This window comes from Paenibacillus lacisoli (assembly GCF_030580655.1).
GTDB lineage: Bacteria > Bacillota > Bacilli > Paenibacillales > Paenibacillaceae > Paenibacillus > Paenibacillus lacisoli.
In genome coordinates, this window is the sequence record NZ_JAUQTB010000003.1 from 189,498 (window position 1) to 206,433 (window position 16,936).

Sequence of the window (16,936 nt, forward strand, 5' to 3'; positions counted from 1 at the left end):
CATTTTCCCTTTCTCTGATGAACAACGGCTTAACAAACGGCTGTTAGCATAACAGTAACCGGCTTGGGCAATGCTCCGTCCGGAATTACATACTTAAAGGAGTAAATCATGAAGAAGAAGCAAGTGAGAGGGATGTCTCTGCTGCTGACATTTATGATCATCTTCGGTCTGTTCGGCACCGGTTCGGTGTTCGCGGCTGCAGATGGAGAGCTGCAGAGAGAGAATGCTGTCGACAGCCAGACCGTGGTGACTGCACCGGAGGCGGTCTACGGGGAAGAACCAGCTCCAGCTAATGGAGAAAGCGCACTGCTGAAGGCCATGGATGGAATGGGAGCCGGAGTCCCTGCATCCATTGCCATGACCTTTCACGGCGACCCGCAGACAACCAGGGGCTTTGCCTGGTATACACCGGAAGGGATTGAGGGTACCAGACTGGAAGTGGTAGAAGCCTCCAGAATGAACGGGGATCTCTTCCCGACAGAGGGGGTCAAGACGTATACAGGAACCAGTGTCACAACCAGTGTGTACATGAACAAGACGGACAAAAGCGCTGGTGTGAGGACCCGCTTTGTGAGCCATAAGGTCGTTGCGGATCAGCTTCAGCCGGGAGTGCGATACGCCTATCGCGCCGGGGACGGTGCACCGGAACATTGGAGTGAGACAGGAACCTTTACCACAGAAGATGCGGATAACAAGGATTTTACATTTTTATATACAACAGATTCACAGGGAACCAGCCAGGATGACTTCAAGATCTGGAACCGGGTGTTAAAACAGGGACTGAGCCAGTTCCCAGAGAGCCAATTTATTCTGAATTCAGGTGATCTGGTGGACAACGGGGATCTGGAGCAGCAGTGGTCCTGGTTCTTTAATGAGCCAAAGGATATTCTGATGCAATATCCTCTAGTTCCCGTGGTAGGTAATCATGAATCCAAAAACTATGATAACTTCACCACTCACTTCAACCTGCCGAACGTATCAGGAACGGGCGCCAAGCCGGACGGATCAGTCTATGCACTGGACTACGGACAAGCTCGCATTATGATACTTAACACCGAGTATTACGGGGGCAGCAGCAATGCGGAAGTCGCAGATATTTACAACAAACAGGTACAATGGCTGCGCAGCCAGGTAGCAAAGAGTGATAAAAAATGGAACATCGTCGTCCTGCATAAATCCCCCTACTCTGTAGCCAGTCACCAAAGTGATACGGATGTGCTGTATTTCCGCGACAAGCTGACCCAAGTCTTTGACGAGTTAGGAATTGACATGGTGCTGGGCGGTCATGACCATACGTATACACGGAGTTATCAGATGTATGATCACAAGCCGCTTACGGATATCATACCGGATTTCAGCGGTCAGGTATTGGATCCGAAGGGGACCCTGTACCTGCTGACCAATGCGGCGGGTTTCAAAATGTACAAGCCGAAGCCGGGCCCATTTGATTATGCCGCTAAAGTTGAACAGCCGAATGTACCCATGTACACAGGAATTACAATGAATGGGGAGCAAATCAGCTACCAGACCTATACAACGGTTGAGGGTAAAAATGATGAACTGCTTGATCAATACAGCATTCGTAAATCTGTCAAAGAAATTCAGCCTGTTCAGCAGGCGAAAGCAAGCAGACAGACGGAAGGGAAAATCCAGCTGACCTGGCATGCTCCGAAGGACAGCACTGGGGTAACGGCCTATCGTGTATACGAGAAAGAGGACCGGGCCGGGCTCAATTGGAGTGTGACCGTTCCACATGAAACGGACAAATCGGTATACACGCTTGAGGTGAATGCGCCGGAGGCCAATACTTCTTATGAATTCGTCATCAAGGCGGTAAGCGGCCGTTATCAATCGGCCCCTGTTCTTGCCGGTGGAGATCAATCGGCAGATATCAGCAAGGTGACGGTTACCTTTAATGGTGATCCAGTGACAAGCAAAGCTTTCACCTGGTATACACCATTGGCCTCGAAGGATAGTGATGTACAGATTGTGGAGAAAAAGGGGACTGAACCTGACTTTACTCAAGCTAAGTCTTTTAGAGGAACAACTGCGGCATCCGTCAACTCACCGGAAGAAGTGGTGCATAAAGCTCAAGCATCAAGCCTTAAGGCTGACACTACGTATTATTTCCGCGTAGGGGACCAGAAGCTTAACAGCTGGAGCAAGACGGGGACCTTCCGTACCGCACCTGCTTCAGGATCTTTCAGCTTCATTGATCTGGCCGATACGCAGGCAAAGACGGAAGAAGAAGCCAAGCTGTCCTCCGAGACGTTGGCCAAGGCGCTGAAGACGGTTCCGGATGCCGCCTTCACCATGCATAACGGAGATATTGTGGATGACGGTGTCAATGAAGAACAGTGGGATTGGCTGTTCGGGCACTCTGAAGACAGTCTGCTGCATACGACGATCGTTCCATCCGCAGGAAATCACGAAGATGAGAATTACGCCTTTATTGATCATTTTAATCTGCCGACACCTGAGGGATCTGCAACCGAAACAGGTGGTTACTATTCATACAACTACAGCAATGTCCACTTTGTTGTATTAAATTCCAATGAGAATTCGGCAGAGTATGCCAACTTCAGTCCGGCCCAGGTAGAATGGCTGAAGAAGGATGTACAGGAAGCACGTGCAGCAGGCAGCCAGTGGATCATTGTGAATATTCATAAAGGCCCTTATACGACGTCCAATCATGCAACCGATTCGGACATCATTGGCGAGAACGGGGTACGGAAAAAGATTGCGCCGATCATGGCTCAGCTGGGCATTGATCTGGTGCTTCAGGGACACGATCATATCTATGCCCGGACCAAGCCGGTCCGCAGTGACGGTACAGTGTCTGCGCCTGTTCAAATTACAGAGTCCTTCAAAGGGGAGAAGATCGAATACAGCGTGAAGCCGGATGGGACGATCTATCTGATTCCGGCTACGGCAGGAGCAAAGGTCTATTACAAGAATCAGAAGCCGGCGCTGGGCGATGCCTACTACAGCTTGTTCGAACGGGCCGAAGAGAACCATGCAGCTCCTTACGGATCTGATGAAGGGAACACCACACGTCCCAAACGCGGTCAGGTGCAGAACTTTGTAAACATCAACATTGATGGCATGCGTCTGAGTGCGGTCACCTACGAGATTGATCAGAATAAAAATGAAAAACAGCCGTTCATTATTGACCGATTCGGCATTGACAAGAGGAATGTATCTGGAGGAGGCAACAACGGAGGGGGGAATAGCGGCGGAACGACACCAACACCGGTTCCAACACCCGTGCCGGCTCCAGTTCCGGTTCCGGCACCTGTGACCCCCGCCCCGGGAACGGCTGCTCCATCAGCTCCTGCTGTGCCTGTCGTACCATCCGGGCCATCCGTACCGGGTGGATCACAGACAGGAGAAGTGCCTGCTCCGAAGGATATAGCGAATCACTGGGCAGAGAGTGCCATCGTCCAGGCCGTATCTGCAGGTTATGTCAAAGGGTATAATGATGGCAGTTTCCGGCCTAACCAGACTGTAAACCGTGCGGAATTCATTACGATGCTGGCACGCGCATTTAAGCTGTCGGGAGGTACTCCGGCTGCAGCCTACAAGGACGCAGGACAGATTCCGGCTTGGTCGAAGGATGCCCTGCTGCAGGCTGCGGCGTCAGGAATTCTTAGCGGCTACGAGGATGGGACGGTTCGACCTGCAGGAGCAATTACCCGTGCCGAGCTGGCGGTAATGATTGCAAGGGCTCTTGGGATTCAGGCGGACAAGAAGGCGGCTGTCGCTTTCAAAGATGCCAAGCAAATCCCGGCATGGGCTGTGCCTTATGTAGCAGTGCTCGTGAAGGAGGGGCTGATTGGCGGCAAGGGTGGTAATCGGTTTGACCCTAACGCAACAGCTACCCGGGCTGAAGCAGTAGCCTTGATTACGAATGCGCTGAGATACAGTAAATAATAATTGAAATGACAATAAGCCAGTGCAGCCCAGACGGGAGTGTTCTGGCTTATTGTGATAAGAACCGGCGGATCACCCCTTGAATCTGACCTTGCCTGGTTCGAGGTGCTGTTTCATCAGCTTCCGGTACGCGGTGATATCGCCATCCGACTGGAATGAGCGCTTAGGCAGGATAAGCGTACGGTTGGAGGAGATGAATACCAGCAGCAGATTGCGGGTCTCGCCGGCTTTGTAGATTTGTTCCCAGTCCACGTGACCGCTGCCGGACTCATTCTCGTAATCGAGTCCTTCATCACGGATCCGGTATTTGCTCGGCAGCTGAATCAGCGGATCACTGGCGAATGCTTTCTTGGATTTACGCGAGATGCTGCTGCGCGAGTAGAACAGCAGAGCGGCACTGATAGCAATATCAACCGCCAGAATGACCGGCAGATTCACACGTCCCTTGATATTGCTGATGACGAACATAAGAATAAAATAAACAACAAAACCGATGCCAGTCAGAATATAAACGCTCTTCAGGCTGTAAGAGAGATTATACTCCTGAACATCCTCAGCCCGAAGCTGTGTATCCAGCGTGATTTCGTTCATACAGGGTCTCCTTTATCTGCATATATCTACGAATTAAACATCCTCATTGTATAATTTATGTATGCCGGTGTACAGCAAAGGGCGCTAGGACCGCATGTTCAGCGAGCAGCATGGCCGGCTTTTGCATAACAGCTAACAGAGGATTACAATCAGCAGTAAAGGGTTCTCATGGAACAAGTGAGCCGCTTACGTTTATATGAGAAAAGAGGAATCCAGGCATGACGATTCTAATTACAATCGTGCTGTTCATTGCTGTCGTTGCGGCAGCTGCTTATCTGGTTTTGACCTATAATCCTGTGTTTGGAGCCAGATCAGCAGATGAACGGCTGGCGGCTGTTCGTCGGTCGCCTCAATATAATGGAAAGGAGTTCGTGAACCCGGCACACGGGGCAAGCGTCTCTACCAGCCTGGGAGAGAACCTGTCGACTCTGCGCGACTTTCTGCGCAGAGATCCTGCCAGACGCCCTGCTAAGCCGCTGCCAATCGACCGCTGGGCCCCGCTGCCGGAGGAGCAGCATGACCGAACGGCAGTTACTTGGTTTGGGCACTCTGCCGTACTGCTGGAACTGGAAGGACGTATTCTCTGGCTTGATCCGATGCTGGGGCAGGCCCCTTCGCCGTTTCCGTCCATCGGCGGCAAACGTTATGGCGGACTGCCGGCCGAAATCGCGGATTTGCCCGATATCGATGCCGTTGTGCTCTCCCACGATCACTATGATCATCTGGATTATGGAACCATCCTGCAGTTAAAAGACCGGGTGAGGCATTTTATTGTTCCCTTGGGCGTAGGCGCACATCTTGAACGCTGGGGAGTGGAGCCGGGCAGGATTGAGGAGCATGACTGGTGGGATGAGTTTGAATGGGAAGGACTGCGATTTGCCTGTACGCCCGCCCAGCACTTCTCGGGCCGGAGTTTGAATGACCGGGGCCAGACTCTCTGGTGCTCCTGGGTTATCCAGGGAGAACGGAGCCGGCTCTTCTTCAGCGGGGATGGCGGCTACAGCACTCATTTTGCCGAGATTGGCCGCAAGTACGGCCCTTTCGATGTCACGCTGATGGAGTGCGGCCAATATGACAGGCGCTGGGCACCCATCCATATGACCCCGGAGCAGACGGTTCAAGCGCATCAGGATGTGCAGGGAGGTCTGCTGATCCCTATCCATTGGGGAGCCTTTACACTGGCGCTGCACACCTGGACGGACCCGGTTCAGCGCGCCGCAGCGGCTGCAGCAGAACACGGCGTGCACATCGCAACACCTCGGATCGGAGAGAAGGTGCTGCTGGGAAGCGGCAGCTATCCGAGTTCACACTGGTGGATAAATGAATAGAAGGACAATCTGCAAATCCGCAGACCCCATACATTAGGGGCTGCGGTTTTTTGGTATTGATCCTTTTTAGGGACGGAAATCACCAGGGTGAATTTTGCAAATTTTTGTTGAAGAAAGTATAAACCCGTCATAAAATGGTAATGATTGGCGGATTATTGGATACATAGACCTGCATTGCTATTCATACATAGTAAAAATGTGCTTACATAATTGCCGCAAATTTAAAAGGTAAAGGAGCTCAAACCATGGAATGTCCGAATTGTCACCATTGGAACGAAGGAGGAGGGAACTTTTGTGAGCAGTGCGGTGCGCCGCTGCCGGAGGCGGTACACCAGTCTGGCAGCACAGCAGCTGCAGATGAAACGCGCAGCGAGGAAGCATCCAGGGTACAGCCTTACGTGCATCCACAGCAGGCTCGGCAGCCGCAGGTGGATCCCCCGGCATCCTTCCAGAATCATGTGTATGTCCAGAATGCGAGGAAGGTCTCGAGGCAGTATTTCAGTTACTTTGCATCTGTAATCAAACGCCCGTTTGCAGAGGCAGAGCAGATCCGCGGGGAACAGTTTATTAACGGACTGATAACCATGCTTCTGTTCAGCCTGCTGATTCCGTTTATGCTGTACTTCAATCTTGGCGAATATCGCAGATATCTGGACAGCCCCTTTCTTAATGTAGTGATCAAGCCGGTTATCATCTATGCTGTTTTTCTGATTTTGCTGACGTTGTACAGCTTCGGAGCCATCCGGCTGTCGAAGGTCCAAGCAGGCTTCAAGGATGTTTTGGCACGCTTTGGAGCCATGCTTGTGCCGTTCGTTGGATTGTTTGCTGTTGCCTTTATTCTCTCGATTTTGCAGCTCCAGCTGTTTGTCTGGTTCCTTATGATTGGTTTAATTGGGTCGCTATTTATTGTACCGATACTAGTCGTCATCAGCTGGGTAAAGGGCAGCCGCGGCGGATTGGATCTGATCTATTGCGCTCTGCTGATTCTGCTGGCGGAAGCGATTACGCTCCGTATTTTTTCCGAAACGCTCTACAGCTCTATCGCCCGCAGCATTTTCGGGGGGAGTCTGCTGTAATCGGGCTGAAGTAACGGATTTAATCTGACAAATTTCTCATATTTCTAGTGCTAAAAGGGCGGTAGAACAGCGTTTGCTGAGTCTGTCGCCCTATTTTTTCCATCACGCTGTTGATGTGTTTGCGTTCTGCAAATGGGTGTGATACAATGCAATTAGTTGTAAAACACAAACATAACTCGCACGTTGAAAAGGGTTATTATTGTGCGATAGTACCTTTTTCAATGTGTGATTTTTTTATTCGCAAGAACATAAAAAGTACATGTTAAATTTTATTTTGGAGGTTACACTCATGCAAACAGGAACAGTTAAATGGTTTAACGCAGACAAAGGTTTTGGCTTCATCGAGGTTGAAGGTGGAGACGACGTATTCGTACACTTCTCCGCAATCACTGGCGACGGTTTCAAAACTTTGGACGAAGGTCAAAAAGTTGAATTCAACATCGTTGAAGGCAACCGTGGTCCACAAGCTGAGAACGTTGTAAAACTGTAAGACTTTCTCAGTAAAGCTCTTAGCCCTTCGGGGTTAAGGGCTTTTTTGTTTGATGCAGCCTCTTCCAATAGGAAGGGGCTTTTTTTCATGCTTGTGCATATTCCAGCTGTGTGAGGATGTGTAAGTTATCAATCAAGCTTGGGTCAAGTCAACCAACATACTCAGGAGGTGTTGGTGCATATACGATGGGATACAGTTCGTCTTCATGAAATATTTGTCCCGGAAGCCCCGGCTGCATATTCAAATCGGGCCTGTTCTGACCGAAATAGGTACTAGGTAATAAATGTACTCATTTCGCACAATGAAAAGGATAACGTATGAGAAGTTACAGCTGGAAAAGCTGGCTGCTGCTGAGCACCGTCATGATGGCGGTGCTGACAGTTCCGGCTATAGGAATATATCAGATGCTGCAAATCGAATCCCATCGTCCTCAAGCCGTCCGTGGTGTGCTGGATCTCCGGGGATGGAATTTTGAACAGAATGGACTGGCAGCACTGGACGGGCAGTGGGAATTTTATCCGAATCAGCTGTTGGATCCTTCTGACTTTCCATCCGCGGAATCTCCCAGGGGAGAGGAGGGCCTGGCATCAGCAGCCATGATCCAAGTGCCGGGTGCCTGGAACCCATCCGTGCCGTCCGGTGCAATCGGTTATGGTACATACCGGCTGCGTGTGCTGCTGGACCAGCCTGCAGCAGGACGGCTTGGCATCAAAGCTGACAATATCCGGATGGCGAGCCGGGTTTATCTTAACGGACAAAATGTGGGGGGAAGCGGGACTCCATCACAGCAGTTCCATGAGGGCGAACAGAATAACGTGCCTTATATCGGCTTCACCGAAGTACAGGGTTCCGAAGTAGAAGTGATTGTGCAGGTATCCAACTACATCTATGCCTCAGGCGGTATCGTCAGTGAGGTATGGTTCGGGGATGACAACCTGCTTATCGCGAAGAAACAGCGTGAGGGGATGAATGACATGCTGTCCTTATGCTTCTTCATGCTGCCGGGGGCGTTCTTTATCCTGCTGTCCCGGCTCCGTCGCTGGGATCTTCCGCTGCTGTATCTGGGACTGATGTGTGCTGCAGCTTCATTTTATATCCTGACACATGGCGAGAAACTGCTGTCCCAAGCTGTGCCTGAGCTATCCTATCTGTGGGTGCTAAGAATCCAGGGCATCTCCTCCAGCCTGGTGTACCTTTTTTTGTTTTTATATGTAGACGCACTGGTCAAAGGGGTCGTACACCGCTTCATGCTGAGGCTCGCGTCCTGGCTTACGCTGTTTATGGTGGCCGCCGCGCTCTTCCTGCCGATGTGGGTGTTCTCATCCTGGGGGGCTGCCATGATGGCGGCCTCACTCGTCCTGATTATTTATACGATTTATATCATGGCCAAATGGATCCAGCAGCGGCCGAAGGATGCGGGTTACATGCTGGTCAGCGTACTCAGTATGATCATGGTCATTGTGCTGAACCTGGCTTATGTTTTTGGACTCATGGAGACACGTCTTTTATCTTTTTTTGAGCTTGGTATTTTTGTGTTGGCTCAGGTGCTGATGCTGGTACGTCGTTTTGCCAGCTCTTTTGATGAGAATGAGCGGCTGACCGAAAGGCTGCTGACCCTGGATGGCCTCAAGGACGAATTTATGGCAAAGACCTCGCATGAACTGAGGACGCCGCTTCATGGCATGATTAATATGGCGGAATCTATGCTGGATGGCGCATCCGGCAGGTTGAGCCGGCAGCAGCAGGAGAATCTCGCCATCATCAAGACAACTGGACAGCGGCTGACCTTGCTGGTTAATGATATTCTCGATTTTTCCAAGCTGAACCACGGCGGCCTGGTGTTAAATCTGAATCCTGTCCATCTGCCGTCCGTTGTGCAGTCTGTGCTGGAGGTTATGGAACACAGCATGGGCAGCCGGCCGCTCAAGATGGTGCAGGATTGGCCGGATACCCTTCCTCCGGTGTACTCGGATGAGGAGCGGCTGCAGCAGATCTTGTACCATTTGCTGGGGAATGCGGTGAAATTCACTGCCGAAGGGACCGTTACCATTACGGCGGTTGCCTGTCAAAACGGGATGGTACAGGTCACGGTTCGGGATACCGGTGTCGGTATAGCCAGACACCGCCTAAAGGAAATATTCGAGGCTTACGTTAACGAAGCACATACAGAGGACAGACAGGCCGAGAGTTCGGGACTGGGATTAAATATTACGAAAAGGTTGATTGAATTGGGTGGTGGGACGATCTGGGCCGAATCTGAGCTCGGACAAGGATCGGCCTTTCACTTTACACTTCCAAGCGCTCTTGCTGCTCCGGACGCGGTACAGGCTGTACATCCATTATCCGAAGTTAAAAACAGGGAGCAGACTGCCGCGGCAGGGTACGACCAGGAAGCCGCAGAGCTGCAGCCATCCCTGCCGTTGTTCGCTCCGCGGGTTCTGCCGGAGCTGCCTGCAGCCGCTGATGAATGTACAGGCCGAATTCTGATTGTGGATGATGACCCGGTGAATCTTAAGGTGCTGACGAATTTGCTGACGACAGAGCAATATCAGGTGACCGCTGTCGAGAGTGGAGAGGCCGCTCTTGCAATTTTGTGGGGGCAGACGCCCTATGATCTGGTGATCACCGACTGGATGATGCCCGGGATGTCAGGTATTGAGCTGTGCCGGGAAATTCGAACGCGGCGCTCGCTGGCCGAGCTGCCTATCCTCATTCTGACGGCCCGTAATCTGCGGGAGGATCAGGGGGTTGGATTTAAGGCTGGGGCGAATGACTTTCTCATTAAGCCGGTAGACGCCGGGGGGCTGCGCGCACGGGTGAGAACGCTGATCAGCATGAGGCAGTCAGCACAAAATGCCACCCGTACTGAAATGGCATTCCTGCAGGCGCAGATCAAGCCTCATTTCCTGTACAATGCGTTGAACGTGATCATTGCTACATGTCCGGTGAACCCGGATAAGGCGACAGATCTGCTGATTGAATTAAGCCAGTATTTACGAGGAAGCTTTGACTTCCGTAATCAGGACCATCTGGTCCCATTGGCCAAAGAGCTGGAGCTGGTCGAGTCCTATGTTGCACTGGAGAGCGCGCGATTTGAAGATCGTCTGAAATTCGAGAGTGAAGTGGATGATGATATTCTGGTCCAGGTTCCACCACTGACGATTCAGCCGCTGGTCGAGAACGCAATCCGCCATGGTATTATGCAGCGAGCTGCGGGCGGATGCGTGCGCTTGTCCATCAGGGATACTGGCAGCTCGGTGGTCGTCTCTATTACGGATGACGGCATCGGCATCTCGGCGGAGCACTTGCAGTCCATCCAGTCCGGGGTATCGCCATCCGGCGGGGTCGGCCTGATGAATATCCAGCGGCGGCTGCAGGCCATGTATGGGCAGGGGCTGCAGATTGAGCCGCTTGCCGCAGGCGGGACAGAGGTTCGCTTCGAGCTCCCAAAGGCTTTGACTGCCTGATTGTTCAGAATCCGTTCAGGAATCCTTGTTATGATGGGGATAACATGGGAACTAATCCAGAACGGAGCTGACAGATGATCGATGCATATTTGGTGGAGAACAATAGGTTGGAACTGGATGTGCTGACTGCACTCCTGGGAGAGACCGGCGGGATTCGTATTGCCGGAAGTACCATTCATGCCGATGCGGCAATCCAGGAAGCACGCAGGCTGCAGCCGCAGGCCTTGTTTATTAATCCCCGCCTGACAGGGGTGTCCGGTATGGATCTGGCGGTCAGTATCCGCCGCTGCTGTCCGGATATACACATTATTTATATCACACCATTCAAAGAACATGCGCTGCTTGCCTATGAGCAGCAGGCTTTTGACTATATTCTGAAACCACTTGCTCCGGAAAGGGTAAAGCGGACTGTGCAGCGGCTGGTGCAATCATGCACGAAGGAGGCTGACACGGAGCCTGTCTGACTCTGCCGGGAAAAGGCTGGATCGAGCGCGAGCGAGGTAGGGGGCATATTGAAGATGAGGGCAATTCTGATTGATGATGAGAATCCGGCGCTTCAGCATCTGGAGCGGCTGCTGCTGATGGATGGGAGGCTGAAACTGACCGGTCAATATACATCAGCCCGGAAGGGGCTGGAGCATATGGCCAGCCAGGCTGTGGACGTAGTCTTTCTCGATATCGGTATGCCGGAGATGAACGGTCTGGAAGCAGCGGAGTTTATACTGCAAAAGGATCCGGGGGTCCACATTGTTTTTGTGACGGCTTATTCTGACTATGCTGTTGAGGCGTTCGAGCTTCAGGCCGTCGACTATCTGCTGAAACCGATCAGTACCGGACGGCTGGGCAAGACGCTGGACCGCCTCGAAGCCCGGTACAAGGCACAGAATAAGCAGCATAGTGCACTGCAGGAGAATATGGAGAACATTATACGACCTAACATGCCATGGGCCGGGCTGTTCCGTCGCCTGGAGCTGTACGATCCTGCAAGCGGGGAACCGAAGCGGGTAAAATGGAGAACTCAGAAATCCCAGGAGTTGTTCGCTTACCTGCTGCATACCGGCGGCCAGTGGGTGTCAAAGGAACAGCTGCTGGAGGTGCTCTGGCCGGAGGCGGTACCTGACAAGTCCGTGACGTATCTTCATACGTCAGTCTATCAGATCCGCAAGCTGATCAAGGATCAGGAACTGGATGCTGTACTGGAATATAATCACGATGGATACCGCCTGCTGCGGGCAGGCAGACTGACGGATGCCGAGCATTTCGAGCAGGAGACATCAGGACATGGTCCTATTAATGAATTCAATTACGATCAGCGGCTGACCGTGATATCCATGTATCAGGGCAGATACCTTGGAGGGCATGATTATCCTTGGGCAGAAGACCGAGCTCGTGAGCTGCAGACACGCTGGATACGCCTGATGATGGAGCTCTCCTGGTTCGAAATGGAGAATGGCCGCGTAGGGGCTGCTGCAGAGCATCTGCATCTCCTGCAGCAGGAGGAGCCCTTCTCGGAAGAAATCACCCGCCAGCTTCTGCTTGTATACGCCAAAATGAAGAACGATCTTATGCTTCAACAGGTTTACGATACCCTGTGCGATCGGCTTCAGGAGGAGATGGGCATTGAACCGGAACCGGAAACCCGGCGGCTTTATGAGCAGCTGTATGCTTCAGCAGGACGAAGTACAGGTTTGAACAGTCACATAGGATGACCCTCATCTCTTGTAAGTACACCTTTAATGAAACCGAGCCTTCCGCATGCCGGAAGGCTGTTTGTTATGCTTACTCACCCTTGTTCAGAAACGGTTCAGAACAGCGGAGTATGATGTAGAAAAAGACAGCATAGTACAGACATGATTCGTAAGGGGGAGCGAACAATGTACAGTTACGGCGAAGACGATTTGGAATTGGTAATCCAATATGATGATCTGCTGCACGGCGATTCACTGCAGCGAGGCCTCGATATGTTATGGAAGAGCCGAATACTCGTGGGACCCTGGCCCGCCAAGAGCCTCGATTCGGATGAGCAGGATCATCCTTACACTTATGGCATGCTGCAGCTTCCCGGAGGAGCCTGGATTGGCTGCCGCGCCTATGCGGAGAGTGGAGCACAGCATGATCAGAGACTGGTGCTTTGTATCCCGTCCGTACTGCTTAAGGAGGCTTATCTGCTGCTTGGAGGAACGTCCGTTTCCCGGCATGAGGCACCGCAGGTGCTGAAGCAGGTGATGGAGGAGATAGCCCGTTTGCTGTATGAGACGATGCCCTTTCGCCTTGCTTATATCGGTATAGGAGCATCAAGGAGAAGGGGTCCTGACAGCATGGAAATCGAACCGATCGACATTTGCGGCCAGATGTGCTGAATAACCTGACATATTAAGGCCGAATACCCAATATAAAAAGGACCCCGAAAGGGTCCTTTTCTGCTGGTTTACTTCTGATCACGTTCAATCCGTTGTACCAGCTCAATAATCACTTCGGTTGCCTTGACCATATTATCGATGGATACGTATTCGTATTTGCCATGATAGTTCTCGCCGCCTGTAAAAATATTCGGAGTAGGCAGTCCCATGAAAGACAGCTGGGAACCGTCGGTGCCGCCGCGCACCGGACGGATGACAGGCTCAATATCCAGGGACAGCATAGCCTGACGGGCATACTCCACGATCTCCTGAACCGGTTCAATCTTTTCCCGCATATTGTAATACTCATCGTGAAGGTCCAGGACAACTCGGTCTTCTCCATATTCCTGCTGGAAGGATTGTACGAGTTCCGAGATGGTTGCCTTGCGGGCATTGAAGCTGTCACGGTCAAAGTCACGGATAATATAGTGGAGCTTGGTCTGCTCCGTATTACCGTTAATGGCGAACAAGTGGTAGAAGCCTTCGTAACCCTCTGTCAGCTCGGGAGCCTCATTTTGCGGCAGCTTGTTCTGGAATGCCATAGCGATTTTAGCCGAGTTGATCATCTTGCCCTTAGCAGTACCCGGGTGTACGTTATTACCTTTAAAAGTAATTTTGGCGGTAGCTGCATTGAAGGTCTCGTACTGCAGCTCACCGAGCGGGCCGCCATCCATCGTATAGGCAAAATCGGCTTGAAACGCCTGCACATCGAACTTATGCGGACCGCGGCCAATCTCTTCGTCAGGTGTAAAGGCAACGCGGATTTTCCCGTGCTTTATTTCTGGATGATCGGCGAGGTAATGCATAGCAGTCATAATCTCGGCCATCCCGGCTTTGTCATCGGCTCCGAGAAGCGTAGTACCATCTGTAGTCATCAAGGTATGGCCGGCATAGCCTGCCAGCTCCGGATAGCTGTCCGGAGAGAGGATGATCTGCTGTTCGGCGTTCAATAGAATGTCTTTACCGTCATAGCTGTCAATGACCTGCGGCTTCACACCGGCACCTGTAAAGTCAGTCGCGGTATCCAGATGGGCGAGAAAGCCAACGGTAGGTACTTCCTTATCTGTATTGGAAGGGAGAGTGGCCATCACATAGCCGTTATCATCCATAGTGATGTCTGTCAGACCGATCTCCTGCAGCTCCTGAACCAGCAGTCTGGCCAGTGTAAGCTGGCCCGGAGTAGACGGGCAGGTCTCGCTTTCCTCATTGGACTGGGTATCAATCTGCACATAGGTTGCCAGACGTTTAATCAGCTCTGCTTTCAAAAGAAATTCCTCCCGGGTCAAATTTTAGGGTCAGCATCAAGCGGCCGGATTTCGGTATATCCTTTGGCTGCTTCAAATACATATGTATCGCGTTGAGGCTATTTTAACATGCCTTATAGACTTAAGTCATATATGACATTTCAGGGAGTATTCTGATTGACATGTAACCAAATGGTGTCATATAATCATGCTGAGCAAATAGGAAACCAATTGGTTACATAAAAGAATGGAGAGATTGAATATGACAGAACCTCAGTTCACCCCCCTGCCGGACATTGTCCGCACCTTGATCTTCCGTGCCCCTATACAGAAGGTGTGGGATGCTGTAGCTACTTCAGAAGGACTGGCGGCCTGGTTCATGCCGAATGATATGCAGCCGGCCGAGGGCCATGAGTTCCACCTGCAGGCCGGTCCATTCGGACAGTCTCCCTGCAAGGTTACCATAGTGCATCCGCCGCATGAGCTGGCATTCCGCTGGGGAAAGGACTGGACGCTGAGCTTCCGCCTGCAGGAGGTGGAGGAGGGAACCGAATTTACACTCGTCCACAGCGGATGGAGTGCGGAACAGGTAACGGAATTTGGTCAACCGCATGGAACCGTACGCGAGATGATGTCCGGCGGCTGGGAGAAGATGGTCCTGTCTCTCAAGAGCCGCATGGAAGGTTAAAATGGCAGGGCATCAACCTACCGGAATGTTCATGGAGTCGGATCGGCCTGATGTATTTCGGGCAGTTGCTGATCCGACCCGCCGGTCGATTCTAGGACTCTTGATTGATCGTGAGCTTCCGGTAAATGAGATTAGCGGGCATTATAATATGAGCCGAACGGCCGTATCGAAGCACCTGGGGCTGCTCTCTGAAGCGGGCCTGGTGAAGAAGCGGAAGGTCGGACGGGAAATCCGTTACCGGCTGGAACCTGAGCCTCTGCGGGAGCTGCAGCGGTGGCTGTCCTATTATGAACGCTTCTGGGATAACCGGCTGTCGGTGCTGCAGCGTTATGTTGAAGAGGGAGCTTCGGTAAGCGAGGCGTCTGCAACAGCGGAGATTCATGCTGGGCTGTGCCCCTCGACGGATCAAGGGGAATAAAAGACGGTCGAGCGGAGCGTGAAGCCGGCGAAGACAGCAAGGTTCAGTCCTATCCCGCACCAGGCAACTTTCCTGGCTTCTGGGTAGGAGGCACCAAGCAGGCCGACGATAAAGCCGACAGGACTGATCAACACCGCTGCAAAGGACAGGGGATTACTGCTGAATAAGGCCAGGATGATAACCATTAAGCCGATCAGGACAGAAAGGGTGGCCAAGGCGCTTGCAGTCTTGTTCATGTCGATAACTCCCTTCCCGGATAAACAAATAACAACCCGCAGATCAAGCGTATGCTGTTTCTGCGGGTTGTTTGATTCTGCATGATATTTAGTTCATTATTCAATATTCCCGGTCGTACCGGACCTGATTATGCTTCAGCTTGCCCTCCTGAAGATAGAACTTCAGGTTGTCCAGGAACAGCTCGAGCACCCGCTCCTGGTTCTCGTCAGAATCACCCGCAATATGCGGTGTCAGAACAAGGTTGCCCAGATCCCACAGCGGATGGTCTTCCGGCAGCGGTTCAGGGTCTGTCACGTCTAGACCTGCACCGGCAATCGTTCCGTCCCGCAGCGCCTGGACAAGATCATCCGTATGTACGGAAGGACCGCGCCCGACATTAATGAAGAAGGCGGATGATTTCATCCGGCGGAAGAGGTCAGCATTGAACAATCCGCGGCTCTGGTCCGTCAGCGGAAGAATATTGACGACATAATCGCTTTCCTTCAGCAGGGTGTCCAGGTAATCCATATCTCCGGCCTCGTCAAAGTGCTGCTCCGGCTTGTTGGAGTGGTAAACCCCCAAGGTACGCATTCCTAATGCCTGCGCTATCCTTGCCAGCTCACGTCCGATCTGGCCGGTACCGACGATGCCAATCGTTTTGCCATGCAGCACGAGCGGGTTCTTCCCAGGCTTCCAGAGATGTTTGCCCTGGTTCCGGATCGATAAATCAATCTGGCGGGCGAGCGCCAGCATAAGGCCCAGCGTAGTTTCCGCCACAGGGATTGCGTGTACACCTTTGGAGTTGCTCAGCAGCACACCGCGCTGCTGCAGCTGTTCCAGCGGCAGATAATCGACGCCGGTTGAGGGCGTGTGAATCCAGCGCAGCCGGGCTTCTTCGTGCAGCAGTTCTTCTGCCTGCTTGCGATTCCAGCCGCAGATAATCTCTGCGCTGCGGTACAGCTCGGGCGGCAGATCATCTCTTGTGCCCGTATGAATCTCCCAGCCGGGAGCAGCTGAACGAAGCCGCTCTACCAGCGGTTCAGGGAGCTTTTGCAGATACAATAAGGTTGGCATGATTCTCATTCC

At 52.2% G+C, this 16,936-nt stretch carries 14 protein-coding genes; 10 read left to right on the forward strand and 4 right to left on the reverse strand.

Translation table 11 applies throughout. From position 1 onward, the window contains the following. Nucleotides 1–108: 108 nt before the first annotated feature. Entirely contained in the window at nucleotides 109–3,933 is a 3,825-nt protein-coding gene (locus Q5741_RS07840) for an S-layer homology domain-containing protein (RefSeq protein ID WP_305023521.1), read from the forward strand. Nucleotides 3,934–4,005: 72 nt separating this feature from the next. Here the strand turns inward: Q5741_RS07840 and Q5741_RS07845 are convergent, their stop codons facing one another. Next, complete coding sequence (locus tag Q5741_RS07845; RefSeq protein ID WP_305023522.1) at nucleotides 4,006–4,524, reverse strand: YcxB family protein; 519 nt, start codon at nucleotides 4,522–4,524, stop codon at nucleotides 4,006–4,008. Nucleotides 4,525–4,742: 218 nt separating this feature from the next. On the opposite strand from Q5741_RS07845, the gene Q5741_RS07850 reads away from it, so the two are divergent. The 7 genes from Q5741_RS07850 to Q5741_RS07880 all read left to right on the forward strand — a co-directional run bounded on the left by Q5741_RS07850 (nucleotide 4,743) and on the right by Q5741_RS07880 (nucleotide 13,245). Then, nucleotides 4,743–5,852 carry an MBL fold metallo-hydrolase gene (locus tag Q5741_RS07850; RefSeq protein ID WP_305023523.1) on the forward strand — a complete coding sequence of 370 codons (1,110 nt, stop codon included), beginning with the start codon at nucleotides 4,743–4,745 and terminating at the stop codon, nucleotides 5,850–5,852. 245 nt (nucleotides 5,853–6,097) lie between these two features. After that, entirely contained in the window at nucleotides 6,098–6,928 is an 831-nt protein-coding gene (locus Q5741_RS07855; protein WP_305023524.1) for a zinc ribbon domain-containing protein, read from the forward strand. 289 nt (nucleotides 6,929–7,217) lie between these two features. Then, nucleotides 7,218–7,418 (forward strand): cold-shock protein CspD, encoded by a 201-nt coding sequence (gene cspD / locus Q5741_RS07860; RefSeq protein ID WP_305023525.1) that lies wholly within the window; start codon nucleotides 7,218–7,220, stop codon nucleotides 7,416–7,418. A 317-nt stretch (nucleotides 7,419–7,735) separates the two neighbouring features. Beyond that, nucleotides 7,736–10,885, forward strand: a complete 3,150-nt coding sequence (locus tag Q5741_RS07865) for a hybrid sensor histidine kinase/response regulator (protein WP_305023526.1) — start codon at nucleotides 7,736–7,738, stop codon at nucleotides 10,883–10,885. 74 nt (nucleotides 10,886–10,959) lie between these two features. Next, on the forward strand, nucleotides 10,960–11,349 hold the full coding sequence (locus tag Q5741_RS07870) for a LytR/AlgR family response regulator transcription factor (RefSeq protein WP_305023527.1): 390 nt from the start codon (nucleotides 10,960–10,962) through the stop codon (nucleotides 11,347–11,349). Between the two features lie 54 nt (nucleotides 11,350–11,403). Further along, nucleotides 11,404–12,594 carry a response regulator gene (locus Q5741_RS07875; RefSeq protein ID WP_305023528.1) on the forward strand — a complete coding sequence of 397 codons (1,191 nt, stop codon included), beginning with the start codon at nucleotides 11,404–11,406 and terminating at the stop codon, nucleotides 12,592–12,594. 165 nt (nucleotides 12,595–12,759) lie between these two features. Then, a complete protein-coding gene (locus Q5741_RS07880) occupies nucleotides 12,760–13,245 on the forward strand; it encodes a hypothetical protein (RefSeq protein WP_305023529.1) in 486 nt (161 codons plus the stop codon). A gap of 68 nt (nucleotides 13,246–13,313) precedes the next feature. Here Q5741_RS07880 and pepT read toward each other — a convergent pair whose 3' ends face one another. Further along, a complete protein-coding gene (pepT, locus tag Q5741_RS07885) occupies nucleotides 13,314–14,549 on the reverse strand; it encodes a peptidase T (RefSeq protein WP_305023530.1) in 1,236 nt (411 codons plus the stop codon). 241 nt (nucleotides 14,550–14,790) lie between these two features. Here pepT and Q5741_RS07890 point away from each other — a divergent pair, with 241 nt between their 5' ends. Beyond that, nucleotides 14,791–15,216: an SRPBCC family protein gene (locus Q5741_RS07890; protein WP_305023531.1), complete on the forward strand. Its 426-nt coding sequence runs from the start codon at nucleotides 14,791–14,793 to the stop codon at nucleotides 15,214–15,216. Between the two features lies 1 nt (nucleotide 15,217). Next, the gene (locus tag Q5741_RS07895; RefSeq protein WP_407074333.1) at nucleotides 15,218–15,634 is read left to right on the forward strand and encodes an ArsR/SmtB family transcription factor; all 417 of its coding nucleotides are present in this window, start codon (nucleotides 15,218–15,220) and stop codon (nucleotides 15,632–15,634) included. Here Q5741_RS07895 and Q5741_RS07900 read toward each other — a convergent pair. Next, nucleotides 15,622–15,870: a hypothetical protein gene (locus Q5741_RS07900; RefSeq protein ID WP_305023532.1), complete on the reverse strand. Its 249-nt coding sequence runs from the start codon at nucleotides 15,868–15,870 to the stop codon at nucleotides 15,622–15,624. The two genes, Q5741_RS07895 and Q5741_RS07900, sit on opposite strands and share 13 nt — an antisense overlap. Before the next feature lie 100 nt (nucleotides 15,871–15,970). After that, nucleotides 15,971–16,924 carry a D-2-hydroxyacid dehydrogenase gene (locus Q5741_RS07905; RefSeq protein ID WP_305023533.1) on the reverse strand — a complete coding sequence of 318 codons (954 nt, stop codon included), beginning with the start codon at nucleotides 16,922–16,924 and terminating at the stop codon, nucleotides 15,971–15,973. Nucleotides 16,925–16,936: the final 12 nt, after the last annotated feature.

Excerpts from the sequence above, each read along its gene's own strand:
- Q5741_RS07850 (WP_305023523.1), top strand. The coding sequence starts at position 4,743 with ATGACGATTCTAATTACAATCGTGCTGTTCATTGCTGTCGTTGCGGCA.
- Q5741_RS07895 (WP_407074333.1), top strand. The coding sequence starts at position 15,218 with ATGGCAGGGCATCAACCTACCGGAATGTTCATGGAGTCGGATCGGCCT.
- Q5741_RS07890 (WP_305023531.1), top strand. The coding sequence starts at position 14,791 with ATGACAGAACCTCAGTTCACCCCCCTGCCGGACATTGTCCGCACCTTG.
- Q5741_RS07870 (WP_305023527.1), top strand. The coding sequence starts at position 10,960 with ATGATCGATGCATATTTGGTGGAGAACAATAGGTTGGAACTGGATGTG.
- Q5741_RS07905 (WP_305023533.1), bottom strand. The coding sequence starts at position 16,924 with ATGCCAACCTTATTGTATCTGCAAAAGCTCCCTGAACCGCTGGTAGAG.
- cspD (WP_305023525.1), top strand. The coding sequence starts at position 7,218 with ATGCAAACAGGAACAGTTAAATGGTTTAACGCAGACAAAGGTTTTGGC.
- Q5741_RS07865 (WP_305023526.1), top strand. The coding sequence starts at position 7,736 with ATGAGAAGTTACAGCTGGAAAAGCTGGCTGCTGCTGAGCACCGTCATG.
- Q5741_RS07840 (WP_305023521.1), top strand. The coding sequence starts at position 109 with ATGAAGAAGAAGCAAGTGAGAGGGATGTCTCTGCTGCTGACATTTATG.
- Q5741_RS07880 (WP_305023529.1), top strand. The coding sequence starts at position 12,760 with ATGTACAGTTACGGCGAAGACGATTTGGAATTGGTAATCCAATATGAT.
- Q5741_RS07900 (WP_305023532.1), bottom strand. The coding sequence starts at position 15,870 with ATGAACAAGACTGCAAGCGCCTTGGCCACCCTTTCTGTCCTGATCGGC.
- Q5741_RS07875 (WP_305023528.1), top strand. The coding sequence starts at position 11,404 with ATGAGGGCAATTCTGATTGATGATGAGAATCCGGCGCTTCAGCATCTG.
- Q5741_RS07855 (WP_305023524.1), top strand. The coding sequence starts at position 6,098 with ATGGAATGTCCGAATTGTCACCATTGGAACGAAGGAGGAGGGAACTTT.
- Q5741_RS07845 (WP_305023522.1), bottom strand. The coding sequence starts at position 4,524 with ATGAACGAAATCACGCTGGATACACAGCTTCGGGCTGAGGATGTTCAG.